This is a genomic window from Paraburkholderia sediminicola (genome assembly GCF_046026675.1).
Classification (GTDB): domain Bacteria; phylum Pseudomonadota; class Gammaproteobacteria; order Burkholderiales; family Burkholderiaceae; genus Paraburkholderia; species Paraburkholderia sediminicola_F.
Map to the genome: position 1 here is coordinate 289,054 of NZ_JAQQEY010000002.1, position 17,188 is coordinate 306,241.

At 59.3% G+C, this 17,188-nt stretch carries 19 protein-coding genes and 1 pseudogene; 7 read left to right on the forward strand and 13 right to left on the reverse strand.

The window, feature by feature from the left end; translation table 11 throughout:
- Positions 1-116: 116 nt before the first annotated feature.
- A complete protein-coding gene (locus PQQ86_RS21140) occupies positions 117-947 on the reverse strand; it encodes an SDR family oxidoreductase (protein WP_408271147.1) in 831 nt (276 codons plus the stop codon).
- Between the two features lie 115 nt (positions 948-1,062).
- Here PQQ86_RS21140 and PQQ86_RS21145 point away from each other — a divergent pair, with 115 nt between their 5' ends.
- The 4 genes from PQQ86_RS21145 to PQQ86_RS21160 all read left to right on the forward strand — a co-directional run bounded on the left by PQQ86_RS21145 (position 1,063) and on the right by PQQ86_RS21160 (position 4,409).
- Positions 1,063-1,956 (forward strand): LysR family transcriptional regulator, encoded by an 894-nt coding sequence (locus PQQ86_RS21145; RefSeq protein ID WP_408271150.1) that lies wholly within the window; start codon positions 1,063-1,065, stop codon positions 1,954-1,956.
- A gap of 68 nt (positions 1,957-2,024) precedes the next feature.
- Positions 2,025-2,930: a DMT family transporter gene (locus PQQ86_RS21150; protein WP_408271153.1), complete on the forward strand. Its 906-nt coding sequence runs from the start codon at positions 2,025-2,027 to the stop codon at positions 2,928-2,930.
- A 403-nt stretch (positions 2,931-3,333) separates the two neighbouring features.
- Positions 3,334-3,729, forward strand: a complete 396-nt coding sequence (locus PQQ86_RS21155; protein WP_408271156.1) for a hypothetical protein — start codon at positions 3,334-3,336, stop codon at positions 3,727-3,729.
- A gap of 194 nt (positions 3,730-3,923) precedes the next feature.
- Complete coding sequence (locus tag PQQ86_RS21160) at positions 3,924-4,409, forward strand: GNAT family N-acetyltransferase (protein WP_408271159.1); 486 nt, start codon at positions 3,924-3,926, stop codon at positions 4,407-4,409.
- A 241-nt stretch (positions 4,410-4,650) separates the two neighbouring features.
- Here PQQ86_RS21160 and PQQ86_RS21165 read toward each other — a convergent pair whose 3' ends face one another.
- Positions 4,651-4,854 carry a hypothetical protein gene (locus tag PQQ86_RS21165; protein WP_408271162.1) on the reverse strand — a complete coding sequence of 68 codons (204 nt, stop codon included), beginning with the start codon at positions 4,852-4,854 and terminating at the stop codon, positions 4,651-4,653.
- 516 nt (positions 4,855-5,370) lie between these two features.
- Between PQQ86_RS21165 and PQQ86_RS21170 the strand changes: the two genes are divergently transcribed.
- Entirely contained in the window at positions 5,371-5,595 is a 225-nt protein-coding gene (locus tag PQQ86_RS21170; RefSeq protein WP_408271165.1) for a hypothetical protein, read from the forward strand.
- 246 nt (positions 5,596-5,841) lie between these two features.
- The gene (locus PQQ86_RS21175) at positions 5,842-6,591 is read left to right on the forward strand and encodes a nicotinamidase (protein ID WP_408271168.1); all 750 of its coding nucleotides are present in this window, start codon (positions 5,842-5,844) and stop codon (positions 6,589-6,591) included.
- 166 nt (positions 6,592-6,757) lie between these two features.
- Here PQQ86_RS21175 and PQQ86_RS21180 read toward each other — a convergent pair whose 3' ends face one another.
- Positions 6,758-7,291 (reverse strand): hypothetical protein, encoded by a 534-nt coding sequence (locus tag PQQ86_RS21180; RefSeq protein ID WP_408271171.1) that lies wholly within the window; start codon positions 7,289-7,291, stop codon positions 6,758-6,760.
- A 28-nt stretch (positions 7,292-7,319) separates the two neighbouring features.
- Here PQQ86_RS21180 and PQQ86_RS21185 point away from each other — a divergent pair, with 28 nt between their 5' ends.
- The gene (locus PQQ86_RS21185; RefSeq protein WP_408271175.1) at positions 7,320-7,811 is read left to right on the forward strand and encodes a GNAT family N-acetyltransferase; all 492 of its coding nucleotides are present in this window, start codon (positions 7,320-7,322) and stop codon (positions 7,809-7,811) included.
- Between the two features lie 36 nt (positions 7,812-7,847).
- Here the strand turns inward: PQQ86_RS21185 and PQQ86_RS21190 are convergent, their stop codons facing one another.
- The 10 genes and pseudogenes from PQQ86_RS21190 to PQQ86_RS21235 all read right to left on the reverse strand — a co-directional run bounded on the left by PQQ86_RS21190 (position 7,848) and on the right by PQQ86_RS21235 (position 17,168).
- Positions 7,848-8,324 carry an NUDIX hydrolase gene (locus tag PQQ86_RS21190; protein WP_408271180.1) on the reverse strand — a complete coding sequence of 159 codons (477 nt, stop codon included), beginning with the start codon at positions 8,322-8,324 and terminating at the stop codon, positions 7,848-7,850.
- 218 nt (positions 8,325-8,542) lie between these two features.
- Positions 8,543-8,995 (reverse strand): annotated as a pseudogene (locus PQQ86_RS21195) (MFS transporter); the annotation flags it as partial.
- A 106-nt stretch (positions 8,996-9,101) separates the two neighbouring features.
- Positions 9,102-10,685 carry an EAL domain-containing protein gene (locus PQQ86_RS21200; RefSeq protein WP_408271183.1) on the reverse strand — a complete coding sequence of 528 codons (1,584 nt, stop codon included), beginning with the start codon at positions 10,683-10,685 and terminating at the stop codon, positions 9,102-9,104.
- Positions 10,686-10,980: 295 nt separating this feature from the next.
- The gene (locus PQQ86_RS21205) at positions 10,981-11,367 is read right to left on the reverse strand and encodes a BON domain-containing protein (protein WP_408271186.1); all 387 of its coding nucleotides are present in this window, start codon (positions 11,365-11,367) and stop codon (positions 10,981-10,983) included.
- Positions 11,368-11,397: 30 nt separating this feature from the next.
- The gene (locus tag PQQ86_RS21210; RefSeq protein WP_408271189.1) at positions 11,398-12,543 is read right to left on the reverse strand and encodes a porin; all 1,146 of its coding nucleotides are present in this window, start codon (positions 12,541-12,543) and stop codon (positions 11,398-11,400) included.
- Between the two features lie 92 nt (positions 12,544-12,635).
- Entirely contained in the window at positions 12,636-14,264 is a 1,629-nt protein-coding gene (locus PQQ86_RS21215; RefSeq protein ID WP_408271192.1) for a 3-(methylthio)propionyl-CoA ligase, read from the reverse strand.
- Positions 14,265-14,306: 42 nt separating this feature from the next.
- Positions 14,307-14,669 carry a Rieske (2Fe-2S) protein gene (locus tag PQQ86_RS21220; RefSeq protein ID WP_408271195.1) on the reverse strand — a complete coding sequence of 121 codons (363 nt, stop codon included), beginning with the start codon at positions 14,667-14,669 and terminating at the stop codon, positions 14,307-14,309.
- The gene (locus PQQ86_RS21225; protein WP_408271198.1) at positions 14,656-15,216 is read right to left on the reverse strand and encodes an RBBP9/YdeN family alpha/beta hydrolase; all 561 of its coding nucleotides are present in this window, start codon (positions 15,214-15,216) and stop codon (positions 14,656-14,658) included. Before PQQ86_RS21225 ends, PQQ86_RS21220 begins: the two co-directional genes overlap by 14 nt.
- 112 nt (positions 15,217-15,328) lie before the next feature.
- On the reverse strand, positions 15,329-16,177 hold the full coding sequence (locus tag PQQ86_RS21230) for a TauD/TfdA dioxygenase family protein (RefSeq protein WP_408202546.1): 849 nt from the start codon (positions 16,175-16,177) through the stop codon (positions 15,329-15,331).
- A gap of 10 nt (positions 16,178-16,187) precedes the next feature.
- Positions 16,188-17,168, reverse strand: coding sequence for a quinone oxidoreductase family protein (locus PQQ86_RS21235; protein ID WP_408271201.1), 981 nt, complete (start codon positions 17,166-17,168; stop codon positions 16,188-16,190).
- Positions 17,169-17,188: the final 20 nt, after the last annotated feature.

The following is a 17,188-nucleotide window of genomic DNA, read 5'->3' on the forward strand; positions in this document are numbered from 1 at the left end:
CGCGATATCGAGTTGCGTCCGCCCCCAGTTGTGACATTCGCGAACACCAGTTGAAGGACAGGAACGGGTCAATCGGGGACGGCCATCATGCAGCTATTGCGTCGGCGCCGGTCCGCTTAGCTTATCGAGTCGACTGAAAACGCGATGTCCTTCTGTGCTTCGAGCACCCTCAGGCGCTCAGCCAACGCAGCCCTGATCGAATCGTAGGCACCGCCGCCAAGCGTCAGGCGTAACGGAGGATGTGCCGAGTCCGCCGCGACGATCATTGCGGCGACCGTCTTACCGGCATCGCCCCGAATTGCAAAGCTGTTGGACGCGATTGCCCGCCTGACGTCGCCCGCCGGAGTATCGTCGTACTCGGGCATCGGCACCGCGTGATCGAGACCGGCACCGAACTGCGTGCTCGTCGGCCCGGGCTCCACGATCACGAAGTCGATGCCGAATGGCCTCACCTCCTTTGCCACCGACTCGACGAAACCTTCGATGCCCCATTTCGTAGCGTGATAAAGGCTGAAATTCGGGTAAGCGATCTGTCCACCTTCGGACGAGACCTGAACGATCCGCCCGCCGCCCTGGCGACGCAGGTGAGGCAGCGCGGCACGGATGACCTGAATCGATCCAGTGAGATTGGTGGCGATCTGCCGGTCAATCTGTTCATCAGTCACTTCCTCGGCCGCGCCGAACAATCCGTAGCCCGCGTTGTTTACGATCACATCGATACGGCCCATCGCTTCGAATGCCGCTGTGATATTCGAGTGCACCGCACGGATGTCGGTGACATCGAATGTCAGCACGTGCAACCGGTCGTCGTACTGTTTTTTCAGCTCATCGAGCGCCCCCTCGCGCCGCAGCGTCGCGACGACCCGATCGCCGCGTTGCAGCAGGCGCTCAGCGATTAGCCGGCCAAGGCCTGACGATGTGCCGGTGATAAACCAGGTCTTCATCATGGTGTGTCTCTCCATAGAGTGGATGGAATGGCATTGCCTGATTCCCAGTCTAGGTACCCGTCATTGGTCAGAGAAGTCTCTATAGTACGTATGACCCCGTGAAATTTCGCCACCAATGACCAAGCCGACACTTGCCGATCTCACCGCGTTTTCCGCTGTCGCAACGCATCGGAGTTTCCGCCGTGCCGCCGATGCACTCGGCGTTTCGCGCTCCTCGCTAAGTCACGCCATGCTCGCCTTGGAGCGCGAATTGGGCGTGCGCCTGCTCAATCGCACGACGCGTAGCGTAGCGCCGACAGAAGCCGGCGAAGCATTGCTCGCTCGGCTTGCGCCCGTGCTCCGTGATCTCGACGACGCACTGGATGCCGTCGCCGATGCGCGCGGCAATCCGAGCGGCACGCTCAGGATCAATGCCAATGAGAGTGCGGCGCGGCTGTTATTGAAAACAGTGGTGCCGCTTTTTCTGAAGCGCTTTCCGAGCATGGCGCTCGACCTGGTCGCAGAAGGGCGGCTCGTCGATATCGTCGAGCAAGGTTTCGATGCCGGAATACGGCTTGGCGAGTCGATCCCGCGCGACATGGTGGCGGTGCGCATCAGCGATGATCTTCGCTTCGTAGTCGTTGCAGCGCCTTCGTATCTAGCGAGTCGCACACCACTCATCACGCCCGACGATCTCCGTAGCCACGACTGCATTCGTCAACGTCTACCGAGCGGCAAACGCTACCGCTGGGAGTTCCGCAAGCACGGGCAGGAAGTGGCAATCGATGTTCCCGGGGTGCTCACGCTGGATCACAACGGTCTGATGGTTGAGGCCGCGTCGGATGGGTTGGGCCTCGCGTATGTACCGGAGTCTACCGCCCGCGACTGGCTGGACGATGGCCGGCTGGTTACCGTGCTGGAAGATTGGTGCCCGTTCATCCCGGGGCTCTGCCTGTACTATCCTGGGCATCGCCACGTGCCTGCTGGTCTGCGGGCGTTCATAGACGTGCTTAGAGAGGTAAATCACTAACGCGTGTGAGTATCCGTCGTCGAGGATTCTGTTCGCATACTTCCGCCCCTTTTTGCAGGACAGGCCGAATGATATTTACCTATGCAGCCTTTGTTTTTCTCGGCCTTATCTGGGGGTCGAATTTCATCTACATGAAATGGGCTGCGGCCTTGATCAGCCCTGAGCAAATAGTCTTTTTGCGGGTATTTTTTGGCTTTTTACCATTGGCATTTGTGGCTTGGCACAAAGGTGTGATCAACCGTAGCCAGGCCCGCCATTTACCGCATTTCCTTGTCATGGCCGTTGTGGCGACGGCTTTCTACTACTTCGCCATCGTAAAGGGAACGTCGTTGCTCCCTTCGGGCATCGCGGGCGTTCTGGGCGGGTCGATCGCTCTGTTCACCGCCATCTTCTCGCTTTTGCTTCTGCGAACAGAGAAACTCAACGGGTTGATGGCGGTTGGGGTCGTTTTAGGCTTTGCAGGCATCGCTCTGATCGCTCGCCCCTGGGAGGGAGCAGCCAATCCCATCGACCTTGCAGGTGTCGTCTGGATGCTGACCGGTTCAATCATTCTTGGACTGTCGTATGTTTACGTCCGTCGCTTTCTGGCGCCAGTCAACCTACCGCCCCTGGCACTCGCCACCTGGCAGGTGGGGCTGGCCCTGCTTATCCTTGTTCTGCTGACAAACTTCACCGGGATTGGACGGATACTTCAGAACTGGCGTGCTGTTATCGGTGTGGTGGTTGGACTTGGTATTCTGGGAACCGGAACTGCCTTTCTGATCTACTATTTCTTGCTGCAAGAGCTCGGTGCAGTTGCGGCTTCGGGTGCCACTTACATTACACCTATGGTCGCGCTGCTGATCGGTTGGGCGGCCGGCGAGAAGGTCGGCATATTCGAAGTAGCAGCCGTCGTCCTGATACTTGCGAGTATCGCGATGTTGCAGATCGGGCGACAGCGTACCGCTCGCGAGAGGCTCAGAGGCGACAAATAATGGCCGCGATAGCCTAACTGCTTTGTAAAACGTGCGGGGCCGCCCCAGGTCGGCTGCAGAAGTTCTCTCTGGGACTGAGCCCGGCCAAAAGCTGCCGGTCGACCACGCTGCGGAAATCGTGGACAATCAAGCATCTGTCCAGACGCAAAACCGGTCTCGCCATAAATCCGATCGCCCAAGAGGAAAATGATGGCAATAGCGTGGGGGCCGTGCTGTTTCTGTGGGCAGCCTATAGAAACAAGCGCAACTGATCCGTGCGAGGTTCGCGTTACAACTTCGGCGAGCGGCAAGAGTTGGCAAGTTTGGTTTTGCCACGGCCAATGTTTCCGCGATCGACTCGCTGCCCTCCCCGGAAACGAGGGCTTCTTCGACCCCGCGCATTTCTAGCCGGAAGCCTTTTAAGATGACAGCGCCGTACACAATCGCACTTGTCGTTGATCCTGATTTTGGCAGCCGCCTGATTGCGGTTTCTTCACGGATACACACATGGATCGTGGCTACAACAGCGAATGCCGCTTCTGCCGAGAAAATCTGGACTGAGCAGCCAGAGCCTCACAGTTACAGCATTGAGTGCGGCGTCACGATTTTCCATGCAGATTTGGACGAGGATAGAAATCGCTGGTGTGAAACGATGCTCAATGCGGTTGACGAGCACCACAACAGCTATTCGCATGATCCCGGCTACACAGTTATTGAAGTCTATGGAACCCCCTTTGAGGAGCGACTTCGGTCAGCGTTCACGGAACTCGGATTTTCGTCGTTCGAGCAAACCGCCTATGGGTTTCGCGCGCGTAAGTAGGGCCCGTGGCTTCGTGAAGTCGGCCTGAAGTGTTCGTCTCTGGTGATCGTCGCCGTCTGGATTGACCTGTTTATGCCGATAGCATCAGGCAGTGGCCGACCAGTTGCGGTCGGCCACCAAGGTGGCCCGAATTGGCGGCAATTTTTTCTGAAGTATTCTTGCAGCGTGCCTCTCCATTATCCTGGACTCCCCCTATGTCGCATTCTGTCGATGAACTTCTCGCGCTTGACGTACTTACGTTGCGTGAGCACACAGAACGAGCTGGCGACGCCTGTGACGTAGACGAGCACCGGGAAAAATTGTGCAAGTCACTAGAGATTAATGAGGTGTGCTCCGTGCGACGGGACGGGAAACTCGTGGCCTATGCAATGCTTCGCCCGGAAGCCGGAGCGTGCTGGTTCGTTGGTGCTTTTGGTACGCATCCCTTGCATCGAACGTACACCGTAGTAAGTGAACTGTTCGCGAAGATCGCGACTCTGGCGACCGAACGAGGAATCGGTGAGCTACGAAGCCATGTCTACAAGACCAACCGATTGTCTATCGCTTTCCATCGCAAACTTGGATTTCTGGTGACGCGTGAAAACGACAAGGGCTTCGAGTTCTTTACCACTCTGGATGAACTAGCAACGAAGCCAGCGGTACGGCGTGTCACTGCCCGAGCGACATCCCGCTCGGAGTAAGGCGCAAAGCCAGCTGTGCTCGATCGTAACGAGAGGCGCATATTCCCTGGGAATGCATCTAAACGGCGGTCACCAGGAGCGCACGTTACCGCCTCTGGGGGGGCCGCTTCCGGGATGCGTGACTGACCGGTCCGGGCCGATTTGCGACGCCCGCCCGTAAAGTGCCGGGTGGGCTATAGGACAAGAATACCGGGCAACGTCGACGGGGCGCGCCACAGAGTGCGCGCCTCACCTGGCCATATCAAACGTGGTAATAGCCGTCGCCAACAGAATTCTGCAGCACGCCATCGACGTAGACGCTGACGGGCTCCCCGTCGGCCGACGTCAATATTGCGCCGTTGGCATGTTGGCCGATGATCTTCATGCGGCCTCCGTGAATCTCGGCCATCGCTTCGCGGTCCAGGTCAATAGACGTGGAAAGGTCCATGATTGTTAGTGCTTTCATGATGCACTCCTTAGGTGAGTAGAGGATGAGGACTGGACGAGCGGCCGGACGCTTGCACGAACCGTTGCATATGTTGTGCCATCGCGCTGATTCACGCTGGCTCGTCGATCCAACGGCATCGGAGTGAGGCGCGGTGGGCTAACGGCCACCACCTGAGATGATTTCAGTTGCCCGCACGCCAACACTACAGCAGCGAAGAGAGCCGAAACGTCGCATGCGAGCGTTGCCAGGAGCGGCAGTCGGCCATGAGCGGTTCCTCGTCGTCGGTACGCAAACGTCCACTCGCCGCGGAAAGCTGCCCTCAGTTCAACAAGTAGGACCGGCATGCCCTGTCTGAGCCGGCTGTTACCAGCAGGCGGCCGGCAACAGCAGACGCAGACGCGTGCTAAGGAAAAAATATTCAGCCTCACAGTAACCGCGCATCCATCCCCGACGAACTACAAAGAGAGCGGGCGATGCATACCCCACCTGCGTCGCCCGTTGTTCTTTGCTAACGTTCATCAGGAGATCTTGCGCATGGACACTGTTCGCAACCTGCTTCGTTTCCCCGATCCCGTCTGGCTGACGGACCGCTGGAGCCTCGCGCGATGGGCACCCTTACCATTGCGGTCGATCGTCGGTTACGGGTTCATGGCGCACGGCTACTCAAAAATCGTCAAGCATCCGGATGCATTTGCCGGGATTTTGCACGCGCTCAGGTACCTGATCTTCGCCGTTATGCGTGCGCTAGTGCGCGCATAGCGGCTACGCCGACGATCCGGTGCAGGGCATGCTGGAGCGAATCATCCCCGAGCTTGTCGACAAAGCGGCCTTCTTCCACATACGCCGAGCTGACTCAAAGAGCATTTCCCGGACATCAAACTATTTAGCGAATTTTTGTGCGACTATTTATGCGGTGGCTCTCGACAAGACAGGTGCCTCAAGACGCAGTCTGGAATAAATTTGGCGCCTCTATGATTGTGGCTCCAATCGAAAAGGGGATTCGCCATGGGAGAAAACCGTCGTAGGGCACTGATCAAGTCGACCGCCGCACTCGGTCTGGCCCATCTTTGCGGCCTTGGAAGCCTGAGCGCTTTGGCGGCGTCGGCTGCGTCAGGCAAACACATCAAGCCCGGCAGCAAATCCGTATTGATCGTCGTGGACGTACAAAATTGTTTCATCGATGGCGGAACGCTGCCGGTGAAAGGCGGCGCCGAGGTCGTGCCACTCATCAACGAGTTGGCTGGCAAGTTCGAGAACATTGTCATTACGCAGGACTGGCACACGCCGGGACATGCTTCGTTCGCCAGCTCCCATGCCGGTAAGAAGCCGTTCGAGACGGCGCAGTTGTCGTACGGTACACAGGTCTTGTGGCCGGATCATTGCGTGCAAGGCACCGACGACGCCGCGCTCGACAAGGACCTTAAGCTGCCAACTGCACAAGTAATCATACGCAAGGGCTTTCACAAGGACATGGATAGCTATTCCGCGTTTGAGGAAGCCGATCACAAGACACAAACCGGCCTCTCGGGATACCTGAAGCAGCGGCGTATCGACACCGTGTTTGTGACCGGACTGGCGACTGACTTTTGCGTTGCGTGGACAGCAATGGACGCCCGCAAGGCGGGGTTCGAAGCTTATGTCATCGAAGACGCAACGCGTCCGATTGACCTCAACGGCTCACTTGCGGCTGCGCGAAAAAACATGGATCGCGTGGGCGTAAAGCGGATTCAGTCAAAGGATATTTTGTCGACGTGAGCGGCCAGAAGCACCACTTTCAAGTGCCCGTCCAAACATAACCGGCCGCCAAGTTGCGCACGGGCACGCGTCGCGGCTTCGTATGCCCGTCCTCGACCACCACGTGCAGCCATGTCGACATGGCTGCACTCCGGAATGCCGAGGACGGCTGCACTCATCACTCCTCTTACTGCTGCTTCGTCAGATCCTGCCCAATTGCGGCGACAACTGCCTGTTCGCAATCCTTGAGGCCTGCGACCGACTGATCGAACTGGTCGATCAAGGTGCCGAAGCTGCCATAGTGATATTTAGTGTCCGCTTCGACATGAACTGAGTTGGCCTTGATGTCCCAGCCGCAGGCGAATGTCTTGAAGTACAAGTCTTGCTTGGACTGCGAGTCAAGCAGGCGAGCGGGAACGACGACCCACGGAATGAAATCGCTCGATTCCGGCGGGGATACGTAACCAAACGAAGTGATCCACACGCTCAGGATGGCGTCGGCGTTGGTCTTGACATCGGAAAAGTCGTCGGACTTGCCGTCGCTCGAGAAATTGGCATGCTGGTCGTGCAACGCAACGATTTCATAGCCGTTATTGGACAGCCGGGTCGTCAGGCCATCGTTGACGACGGGAGCGAAGGCGATTTTTCCACTCGTCACTTGCTGCGTGTACGTACTCGTATGATTGGCGTTGATCCCGCCTTGCACCAGTCCACCGATCAATCCAAATGCTCCGCCAGCACCACCGAAGTTGACCACGCTCGCCGATTTTCACGTAAAGGTCTGGAGACACACCTACCAGGATTTTGCGCCAGCGGAAGCATATACCGTCCTCAACGAGCAATATCGTGGCAAGCAGTGGAAGAAAAAACTGTCTGCGAATGACAGCAGCCAGGTGGTGCTCATTGCTGAGATTGACAGTAGAACCGTTGGAAGCGGAGCTGCTGGGGGGCCTTCAGAATCGATATTCGACGGTCGCGGCGAGATCAAATTCCTTTATGTCGATCCCGACTTCAAGCGACGTGGTATCGGCCGCGAGTTGCTTGCACATCTCGCGATTCATTTGAGAAGAATGCGCTACCAGGGAGCCGCTTTAAGCGTCGTCAAGGGAAACGAAGCCGCGATCGCTTTTTACGAGGCGCTAAATGGCCGACCAGCAGGCGAGTACATCGATCCGGGACCGGTCTGGCGATCGCAAAACATCGTCTTTGCGTGGGACGACGTTGCGAGTCTGATTTCCTGAGATGCCTATCGCGCTTTGCCTTTTGTTGGTTCGATGTTAAGCCTGCGGTGCGGCCGTGTCGGAGACATTGGTATACGGTTGGGCCGCCGTGTTAACGCTCCCATCCGATTTGCCGATGACCGTCGGCGGCGTTTCGGCGCGATTTTCGTGCTTGCAAAAAAGATCGACAATTTCCCGCGTCGGTATGCTCGCGACTAGCGTTGAAATCTTGGCCGGGCTGAACCACCGGCAACGCGAAATTTCGTTACGCGCTTCGGCGACCGCGTCCTGAGGAACATCGGCGCGGAAAACATGGTGGTGTTTGCTGAGACCACCAAACTGGAACAGGTACGTAAGTTCCACTCCAACTAGCGCAGTCTCCTCTTCCAGTTCGCGCAGGGCGGCGTCTTGCGGCGACTCCGATCTCCTGATCGTGCCACCTGGTAAGGACCACCGCGAGCGCGCGCGGGCAACGAGAAGGATTTTGCCATTCCGGACGCATACGACTGTCGATCTATCTTTCATGCTTTCCATGTAAGCGTTGGCACTGTCAAATGGCGACCATGATTGAAAGCGCGACGGGAGCGGAGGGGCAGCGTCATTGTCCGAAGCGCTGGAAAAGGGTGATCAAGACTCGGCGGGTCGTGCGTCAACGGTGTTGCTATCGAAGTCGCCGCGTGCACGACACACATGTCTAAGTCCCGCTCCGAAGCTGAGCCAGAGTATCAGCGATCCCGTTGAGACTGCAAATCCCACGCCGCGCTCAGCGCGAAGACAGCGCCGAAGCCGTAGCGCCAGCCTAGCCAGCCGGATAGCGCAACTGCCATGACGTTGCCGCGTGATTGGACCACCTGATTGCGTCCAAACTGCCGGTCGAAGCCGTGCTGCCGCACGATGCCGAGCGTGATGCCGGCCATAGCCGGCCCAAGAGCCGCTCCCGTGATCGCAGTGGCTACCTGCGATGCCGCTACGGTCATTGCGCCCGCGACCACGATCAGCGCGCGTTTATGGCGAATTGAATCGACAAGCGCGCCGGCGGGCGAGGTTGCGACCATACCGGCGATGCCGCCGATCGTCATGACTGTCCCAATCTGGTCAGTGCCCCAACCACGGGCTTGAAGGAACACGCCGAGAAACGGGCCGATACCTGCCTGCACGTCCGCAACGAAGAAATTCAGTGCTTCCAAGGCGCGGGTAGCTTTCATGGGGCATAACCATCGAGCATTGCACGCCGCATTGGTCAGCAAGGCCCGTTCCTGCGGGACCAGGTGTCGGCCGCGCGGCGCCGCATTGTTTTACTGCACACCCGGGTTACTGATGGATCGGCTGAAGCGTCGATCTGCTTTCGTTAAGCCAGACGATAAGTTCATTGACACGCATGGCCTTCGCAAACAACCAGCCCTGTCCATACTGGACGCCTCTCTGCACCAGATATTCGACCTGGATATCGCGCTCGACGCCCTCCGCCACGATTTCCACCCCCAGTTCGTGCGCCATCTCGATGATATGAGGCGCGACGACGCTGGATGCTGCGTCTTGTGCAATGGTGTCGATAAACGACTTGTCGATTTTCAGGACATCGATCGTAAAGGTTTGCAGATACGAAAGGCTGGAATACCCAGTCCCGAAATCATCGATATAGACAGGGTGGCCAGCATCCCTGAATGCCGCTATTGTTTGCCGCGTTGCGTCGGCATCCATGAAGCTTCGCTCCGTTGCTTCGATTCTGACCTGAGCAGGTCGAATACCCGTCTCCTGCAACCGGGCCGTAAGAACGTTCAGGAAACGGCGCGACCGCAAATCCTCGCTGCTCACATTGATTGAGACGTAGAACGAAGGACGCGAGCGCAAGAGCTTCGACAGCTCGTCAATCGTTTTGTCCAGTACGAGGTCCGTCAACTGCTGAATAAGGCCGTTTTGCTCCGCGACCGCGACAAAGATTTCCGGCGAGATGTTGCGTCCGTTCAAGTTCCACCTGACGAGCGCTTCTACGCCAACGCATTCGCGGCTCGTGAGGCGGACGATCGGCTGGAAAACCACGTCGAGTTTCTTGCGTGCTAGAGCCCATTCGAGCGTCGCCGGGAAGGAGAGTTGCCGCGAGATTCGCCTGAACGCAAGCCAACCAAGCACACCTCCAACAACGAGACCAATCGAAAGCCACATCACGAGCAAACCAGGCCAGTGACCCACGAGGCTGCTGCGAGGAGACTTGACTACCACCCCGAGGGGTCGACTTGACGAACGGGCGACAGCGTAGTGCCAGTGTTCATTGTTCACATGCCCAGCCAGCTTCCATGCGTTGAGCATGTCGTCGGCGTCCGCACCAGATGACAACGCAAGGATTGTGTTTGTCTCGACATTGATCGCGGCGACCGGTCTTCCGGCGAGGTCGATAATATCGACGTAGGACTGTGGATCGATCGAGACATAATTTCCATTGCGGCCAATCTGAACATCCTGGCGCTCGTCGCTGAGGGGGTTCTTCTGCCTGTACCAGAGCAGATAGCCGTCCTTGCTCCGCCAATCGGGCGGTGGCATTGTCAGATGCTGCGCCCGAACGTCGCCTAAAAGCGGTGAGCACAGATATTGTCCGCCACCGTAAGCACCAGCGTCCTGCACGTACCGGTAATTGAAAACCACGCGGGCAAGCTGTGCGACCTGGGCGGGAGAGCAGAGACCGCCGGGGAGCGCCTCCATGTCGGCAATAGCGGCGAATGCCTGGTAGGTGACAAGCTCCGTGCGCATCACAGCTTTCGCGGCGAACTGCTGCAGATCTTCTTGCTCGCGACGTTCTGCATCCTCGTCGGCGATATAGATGCTGGTCAGTACTGGGGCAACCGTAGCTATGCAGCCCAGTGCGACAGAAGCAGAAATAAGCGACAGCCGCTTGATCATCTCGCAAGTCCCGTCGTGAATGACCGCAAGGGAGGCTTCGCGCCACACGTGCGGCATGCTCAGAGTCGAACGTATGGAATTACGATGCCAGCATGAAGAATAGTATCTGGCGCTATTTTTTCAATGCGTTTGATTTGTGCGCCCTATGTCCGCTCCTGGACGAATGCGAACAGCCGATCTCGCGAGGAGGCAGTGGCCGCGCGCGACCGCCAGATTGGGCTTCGCCACTGATGGGTCGAAGTCGGCGTGGTCAGTTGTCTTCGGCCGCGCCCACTCCGTTTCCGGCTACGGCGGATTACATGCCGCCAAATGGCTTCTTCACCGTCAGCTTGTTGGTCACTGACGTCACGCCGGGAACGCCCCGAGCGATCGCCTCGACCCTATTGATCTGGGCAGCTTCCGTGACCGTGCCATTCAGTGTTACCGCGCCGTCTTTCGCGATGACACTGATGTCTCCGGCGCTGATTTCCTTGTATTTCCCGATGGCAGCATAGACCTTTCGCCGCAGGGCACGATCCGCTTTCCTGCCTGTGGGTGCCGCTGCGCCTGTTCCCGCCATCGTCGACGCGCCTTGCGCACTGGCAGGGCTACTGGCCGCTTCACCGGCCTGGCACCACGTGGTCATGGACATTGCAACGAACAATGTGGCGACAGCCTGCCCAAGTGTCCTGATTGTTTTCATGGATTGCTCCGCTTGATGAGGGTGACGGAATCAGAAGTTATGGCGGAGGCCGATCATGGCCGCAGTGGTGGACATGCCCGGCGCAACCGGTGCCCCATAGATGATCGTCTGGTTCATCGTCCCCTTGTTGTCGACGTAGCCGACTTGCGCGTACACCTTGGTCCTTTGGGACAGGTTGTATTCGGCACCCACTGCGATTTCACTCGAGTGATTCGCTGAATGATTCCGGTCCTTCAGGTAGTAGTAGCCGGACGTAATCTTGAAGTGCGGATTGAACTGATAGCCGAGGCCACCCGACACCATTTCGAAGTCAGCAGTATTGCTCCTCGCCGGGTTTTTGCCGATGCCGTACGAGGCGGACATAGAAAACCCACTGATCGTATACATCGCACCGAAATAGTAGAAGCGATTGTTGCTCTGGCCTGTCGCAGGCGCAGCCGGCGCCGCCGGATAGGTTAGCGGGAACGGATTGGTGTCATGTCCGTTGTAGTACACAGCGGACAGGTTCAGTCCGTAGTTCGAATACTTGAGCACAGCCGACTCACGCGTGCCGCCCTGGAACTGTCCCGCGACGCCACCCGGCGCGTACTCAAGCGCAAGCGATGCACCATAGAATTTCGGCGAATTGTAGACCAGCGCGTTGCTGTCATAGAGGGCGCCGATTGGAGCGTTCGTGCTGGTGCCGGGCCAGCCGGCCGCCTGATTGATGCCGAGCCACGCAGTCAGGATGCTGCCGAAATACTGTGCGCCGCGTACGTCGGTTTCCGCCATTGCGTAGATCATCGGGATGATCTGCCGGCCGGCGTCGAACGTGCCAAACGGCCCGGTTGCCCCAATCGTTGCGAACTGGTTGAAGATTGCGGTCGTGCCCGGTGTATCGGACAGCCCGGACTTGCCGTTCGTGGTGTTAAACGTGCCTTGCAGCTTGAAGGTGATCTTGTAGCCACCGCCGATGTCCTCGCTTCCTTTCAGGCCCCAGTAGCTCGAATAGATGCCACCGTCCTTAAGTTGATAGGAATGCCCCTGGTTTCGCGCGGTCGGCAGGAACGTTGCCGCCGAGGTGCTTTGATACAGGAGTCCACTGTCGAGTACGCCATAGAGCGTGACTGAAGACTGGGCATGGGCCGCGCTGGAAAAAACTATCAGCACTGCCAGGCTGCTTGATTTCAATTTCATTGTGTCTCCTCCAGGTTTGAGGCGTGCCGGGTGGACCCGGCAGTTTATGGTTTGTTACTCGAATGAAGCTGTGTTGCTGCCGTGCCGGTGTCTCAGGCCGACAGGTAGTAATCGCCGAACTGATCCCGCAACCGGTTCTTGAGCACCTTGCCCGTTGCACCGAGCGGAACCGAGTCGACAAACACAACGGCATCGGGCTTCCACCACTTCGCGAGCCGGCCGTCAAAAAACGTGAGCAGTTCGTCCGGGACGAGCGCGCTGCCAGGCTTCTTCACGATCAGCAGCAGGGGGCGCTCGTCCCACTTCGGATGCCGCGCGGCGATGCATACCGCTGTCGTGACTTCGGGGTGCAGGTACGCGACGTTTTCGATGTCAGTTGAACTGATCCATTCGCCGCCGGACTTGATGACGTCCTTGCTGCGATCTGTAATCTGCATGAAGCCGTCGGGATCGATTCTGGCCACGTCGCCGGTTGGGAACCAGCCGTCGCGCAGTGGGGGTGTGTCGTCACCGCCGAAATATTCCCGCGTGACCCAATGACCACGCACGAGAAGGTCGCCAGTTGCCGCGCCGTCCCACGGCAACGCCTCGCCTTCCAGCCCAACGATTTTCATATCCATGCCGAATACCGGGCGCCCTTGCTTCGCCTGAAGTGCGTAGCGCTCGTCCACCGGCAGAGACACCTGATGTGCCTTGAAACTGCAGATCGTTCCGACCGGGCTCAATTCCGTCATGCCCCATGCGTGCACGACATCGACGCCATGGCGCTCCTGGAACGCCGTCGTCATCGCTGTCGGGCAGGGCGCGCCGCCGATAATCGTGCGCTTCATCGATGAAAACGAACCCGTGATCGCGTCGATATGTGCAAGCAATCCCTGCCAGACCGTCGGCACGCCGGCCGACAGCGTGACCTGTTCGCCCTCGATCAACTCATGGAGCGACTTGCCGTCCAGTGCCGGCCCCGGAAACACCAGCTTCGCACCGACCATGCAGGCGATATAAGGCAATCCCCACGCGTTCACATGGAACATCGGCACGACGGGGAGGATCACATCGCGCGCCGAACAATTCAGCGAATCCGGCAGCGCCGCCGCATAGGTGTGCAGCAGGGTCGAGCGGTGGCTGTATAGCACCCCTTTAGGATTACCTGTCGTACCGGATGTGTAGCACAGCGACGAGGCGCTGTTTTCATCCAGCAGCGGCCAGTCGAATGCGTCACCGTGACCGTCGACGAGATCGTCGTAGCACAGCAGCGTCGCCGACAGGCCATAGTCTCGCGGCATGTGCGCGCGATCGGTCATTGCAACGAAGACCTTCGGGCTCCTGACCCGCGACGCGACGCTCTCGATCAGCGACAGAAACGTCAGGTCAAAGAAAACGACGCGATCTTCCGCATGTTCGATGATGTACGCGAGCTGGTCGACGTGCAGCCGCGGGTTGAGCGTGTGCAACACGGACCCGGACCCCGACACCGCGAAGTACAGCTCCATGTGCCGGTAGCCATTCCACGCCAGCGTCCCTACCCGCTCGCCCGGTTTGATGCCGAGGCCTGTCAGCGCGTTTGCCATGCGGCGCGCGCGTTGCGCAAGATCCCGGTACCGATACCGGTGAATGTCACCTTCGACCCGTCGCGACACGATTTCCTGTTCGCCGTGATGGCGCTCAGCATGCGTGAGCAGCGAAGCGACCAGTAGCGGTTGTTGCATCATCAAACCTTGCATCCTTGTTCCCCTGAATGGCTGTGTGTTGCCGCCCGGCCCGGATCACGATGTCGCATTGCACGCCGGTGCCGGCGCGGGACTGGCGACTGGATCCTCGAGACTCACGAACAGCTTTCCGTCGATGGCCCGGACTGGGAATGTCGTCAGGCTCAACCCACTTGCACCCGGCATGCAACCGGTGCGGAGGTCGAAGCGCAGACCGTGCGCCGGGCAGCTCAGCACGCATCCGTCGAGATGGCCGTTTGCGACCGAGGCCCCCTGGTGAGGACACGCGTTGTCAATCGCGTGGATCGTGCCGTCGATGTTAAAAAGGACAACCCCGCGGCCATTGATGAAGGCCAGTTTTCGCTGGCCTGGTCCGAGTTCATCGACCGCGCCAACCGGTATCTGATCAGACGAGTTCATGGATCAGAGTCTCCGCCATAGGCCATTCACCAAACCCTGCAGCCGGATTCAGGTGACCGACTTCGCCGAGGTCGACAAGACGGCTGCCCCAGTGTTTCGCCATCGCCACCACACGCTCGAGCTGCGCGAGCGGATCGTTGCGGCTCGCGCCGACGATGCTCGGGAACGGCAGCGGCTTTCTCGGAGCCGGATGCCAGCCGTTTCGAGCCAGCGCATCGAAGGCCGGATAGCCCGCGGGCAGCGGCGTCTCGAGGTCGGCCGGAGCGGCGAGCAGCGCACCGTGAATCTTGCGGCTGTGCTGCTGGGCCCAATGCACTGTAATCATCACGCCCGCACTGTGCGCGACCAGGATCACCGGGCCATCGATTTTCGCGAGGGCAGCATCGAGCGCCGCAACGCGCGCTGCGCAACTGAGTTTGTCGTGCTCGAGCGGTGGTACCGAGGCCGCCTTGGGCAACTTCCGCTCCAGCAGCGTTTGCCAGTGCTCCGCGACGTGGTCGCGCAAGCCGGGCACCATCAGAATGGTCGGCGTCGTATCGAAAGTCATGAAATGGTCTCCTGTCGATCGGAGTTCGCGTGTCGGCTGGAGTTAGCGCTTTAGCGCTTACTCCAGCCCCATAGCGCGCTACTCCGATCCCATGCAGAGGGTTGCGGCCCGATCAGTACGGCTTGTCGCCGACAATTCCGGCGCGCTCCATCTTGCGGTGGCACGGCGGGTAGTCCATCACGGCATAGTGCTGCGTGCTGCGGTTGTCCCAGATCGCGATGCTGTTGGGTTTCCAGCGCCAGCGGACCTGGTATTCCGGGATGTAGGCCTGGCTGATGAGATAGCGCAGCAGCTCACCCGCGCCTGGATTGGCGTCCTGCCCGAAGCGCACGCGCGCCGGCGTGTGGTAATTGGTGAAATGGGTGGTGAAGGCGCTCACGAACAACACCTTCTCACCGGTCTCCGGGTGCGTGCGCACGACCGGATGCTCGGCGTCCGGGAATTGCGCTTTAAGCGCGAGACGTTTTTCGATCGGCATCGCGGCACCGAAGCTTGCCTCAATGCTGTGGCGGGCGCGCAGGTCCGCGATCTGGGTCTTGACGTGGTCCGGCAGGTTCTCGTAGGCGAGGACCATGTTTGCCCACATCGTGTCGCCCCCCACGGGCGGGCACTCCACGCAGCGCAGGACCGCGCCGAACTGCGGCGCCTCGCGCCAGGTGGCATCCGCGTGCCACGCGTTTTCATATCGGTCGTTGGGCTGATCCGGGTTCTTGTAGATGCGCACGAGTCCCGCATATTCGGGATCACTGCCGGCGACGGGATGGTCTTCCAGCGCGCCGAAACGGCGCGCGAATGCGACGTGCTCGGCGCGCGAGATGTCCTGGTCGCGCAGGAACAGCACCCTGTGCTCAAGCAGCGCCGCCCGGATCCCGGCAAACAGGCTGTCGTCGTGGATGGCATCGGCGAGATTCACCCCGACCAGTTCGGCTCCGATGGCACACGTCAATTGTTCGACTCGCATGGCCCACTCCTCAGATGACGAAGACCGACGAGCCGGTCGTCTTGCGCGTTTCGAGATCGTGGTGGGCTTGCGCCGCGTCCTCCAGTGCGTAACGCTGGTTGAGTTCGATCTTGATGCGGCCTGCGGCGACATGCCCGAAGAGTTCGCCAGCAAGTTCGTTCTTCTCGACGGGGTCGGCGATGTAGTCCGCCAGCGCGGGCCGCGTCAGGTAGAGCGAGCCCTTCATCGCCAGCATCTGCGGATTGAACGGCGGGATCGGCCCGGACGCCGTGCCGACGCAGACCATCAGGCCACGGCGCCTGAGCGAATCGAGCGACGCCTCGAAGGTATCCTTGCCGACGCTGTCGAACACGACGTCCACACCCATGCCATTGGTCAGTTCGCGCACACGCTTCGCAACATCCTCCTGGCTGTAGTAGATGATGTGATCGCAGCCATGCGCGCGGGCCACTTCGCCCTTGGCCTCGTTCGATACCGTGCCGATCACGGTGAGACCCAACAATTTCGCCCATTGCGACACGATCAGACCCACACCGCCGGCGGCGGCATGCAGCAGGATGGTGTCGCCTGCCTTGAAGTCATGAATGCGGCGCATCAGGTACGAGGAGGTCAGGCCTCGCATCGTCATGCCGGCAGCTGTTTCGCAGGGGATCGCATCAGGCAGCTTGATGAGCGGCGCGGCCGGGATCAGGCGTTCTGTACTGTAAGCGCCGAGCGTGTTGAGAAAGCCGGTGTAGGTCACGCGATCGCCGACCGCAACGTTGGTCACGTCGGGGCCGATGGCCTCGACCACACCTGCAGCCTCGACACCCATGCCCGCAGGCAGCGGCACGGGGTACAGGCCGGTGCGGAAGTAGGTGTCGGCGAAATTCAGGCCCACTGCCTCCTGGCGCAAGCGAACCTGTGCGGGGCCGGGGTCGCCCACTTCAACGTTTTCATAGCGCAACACTTCGGGACCGCCGGTTTCATGGAAGCGCACTGCTTTCGCCATGTCAAATCTCCTGTTCATTA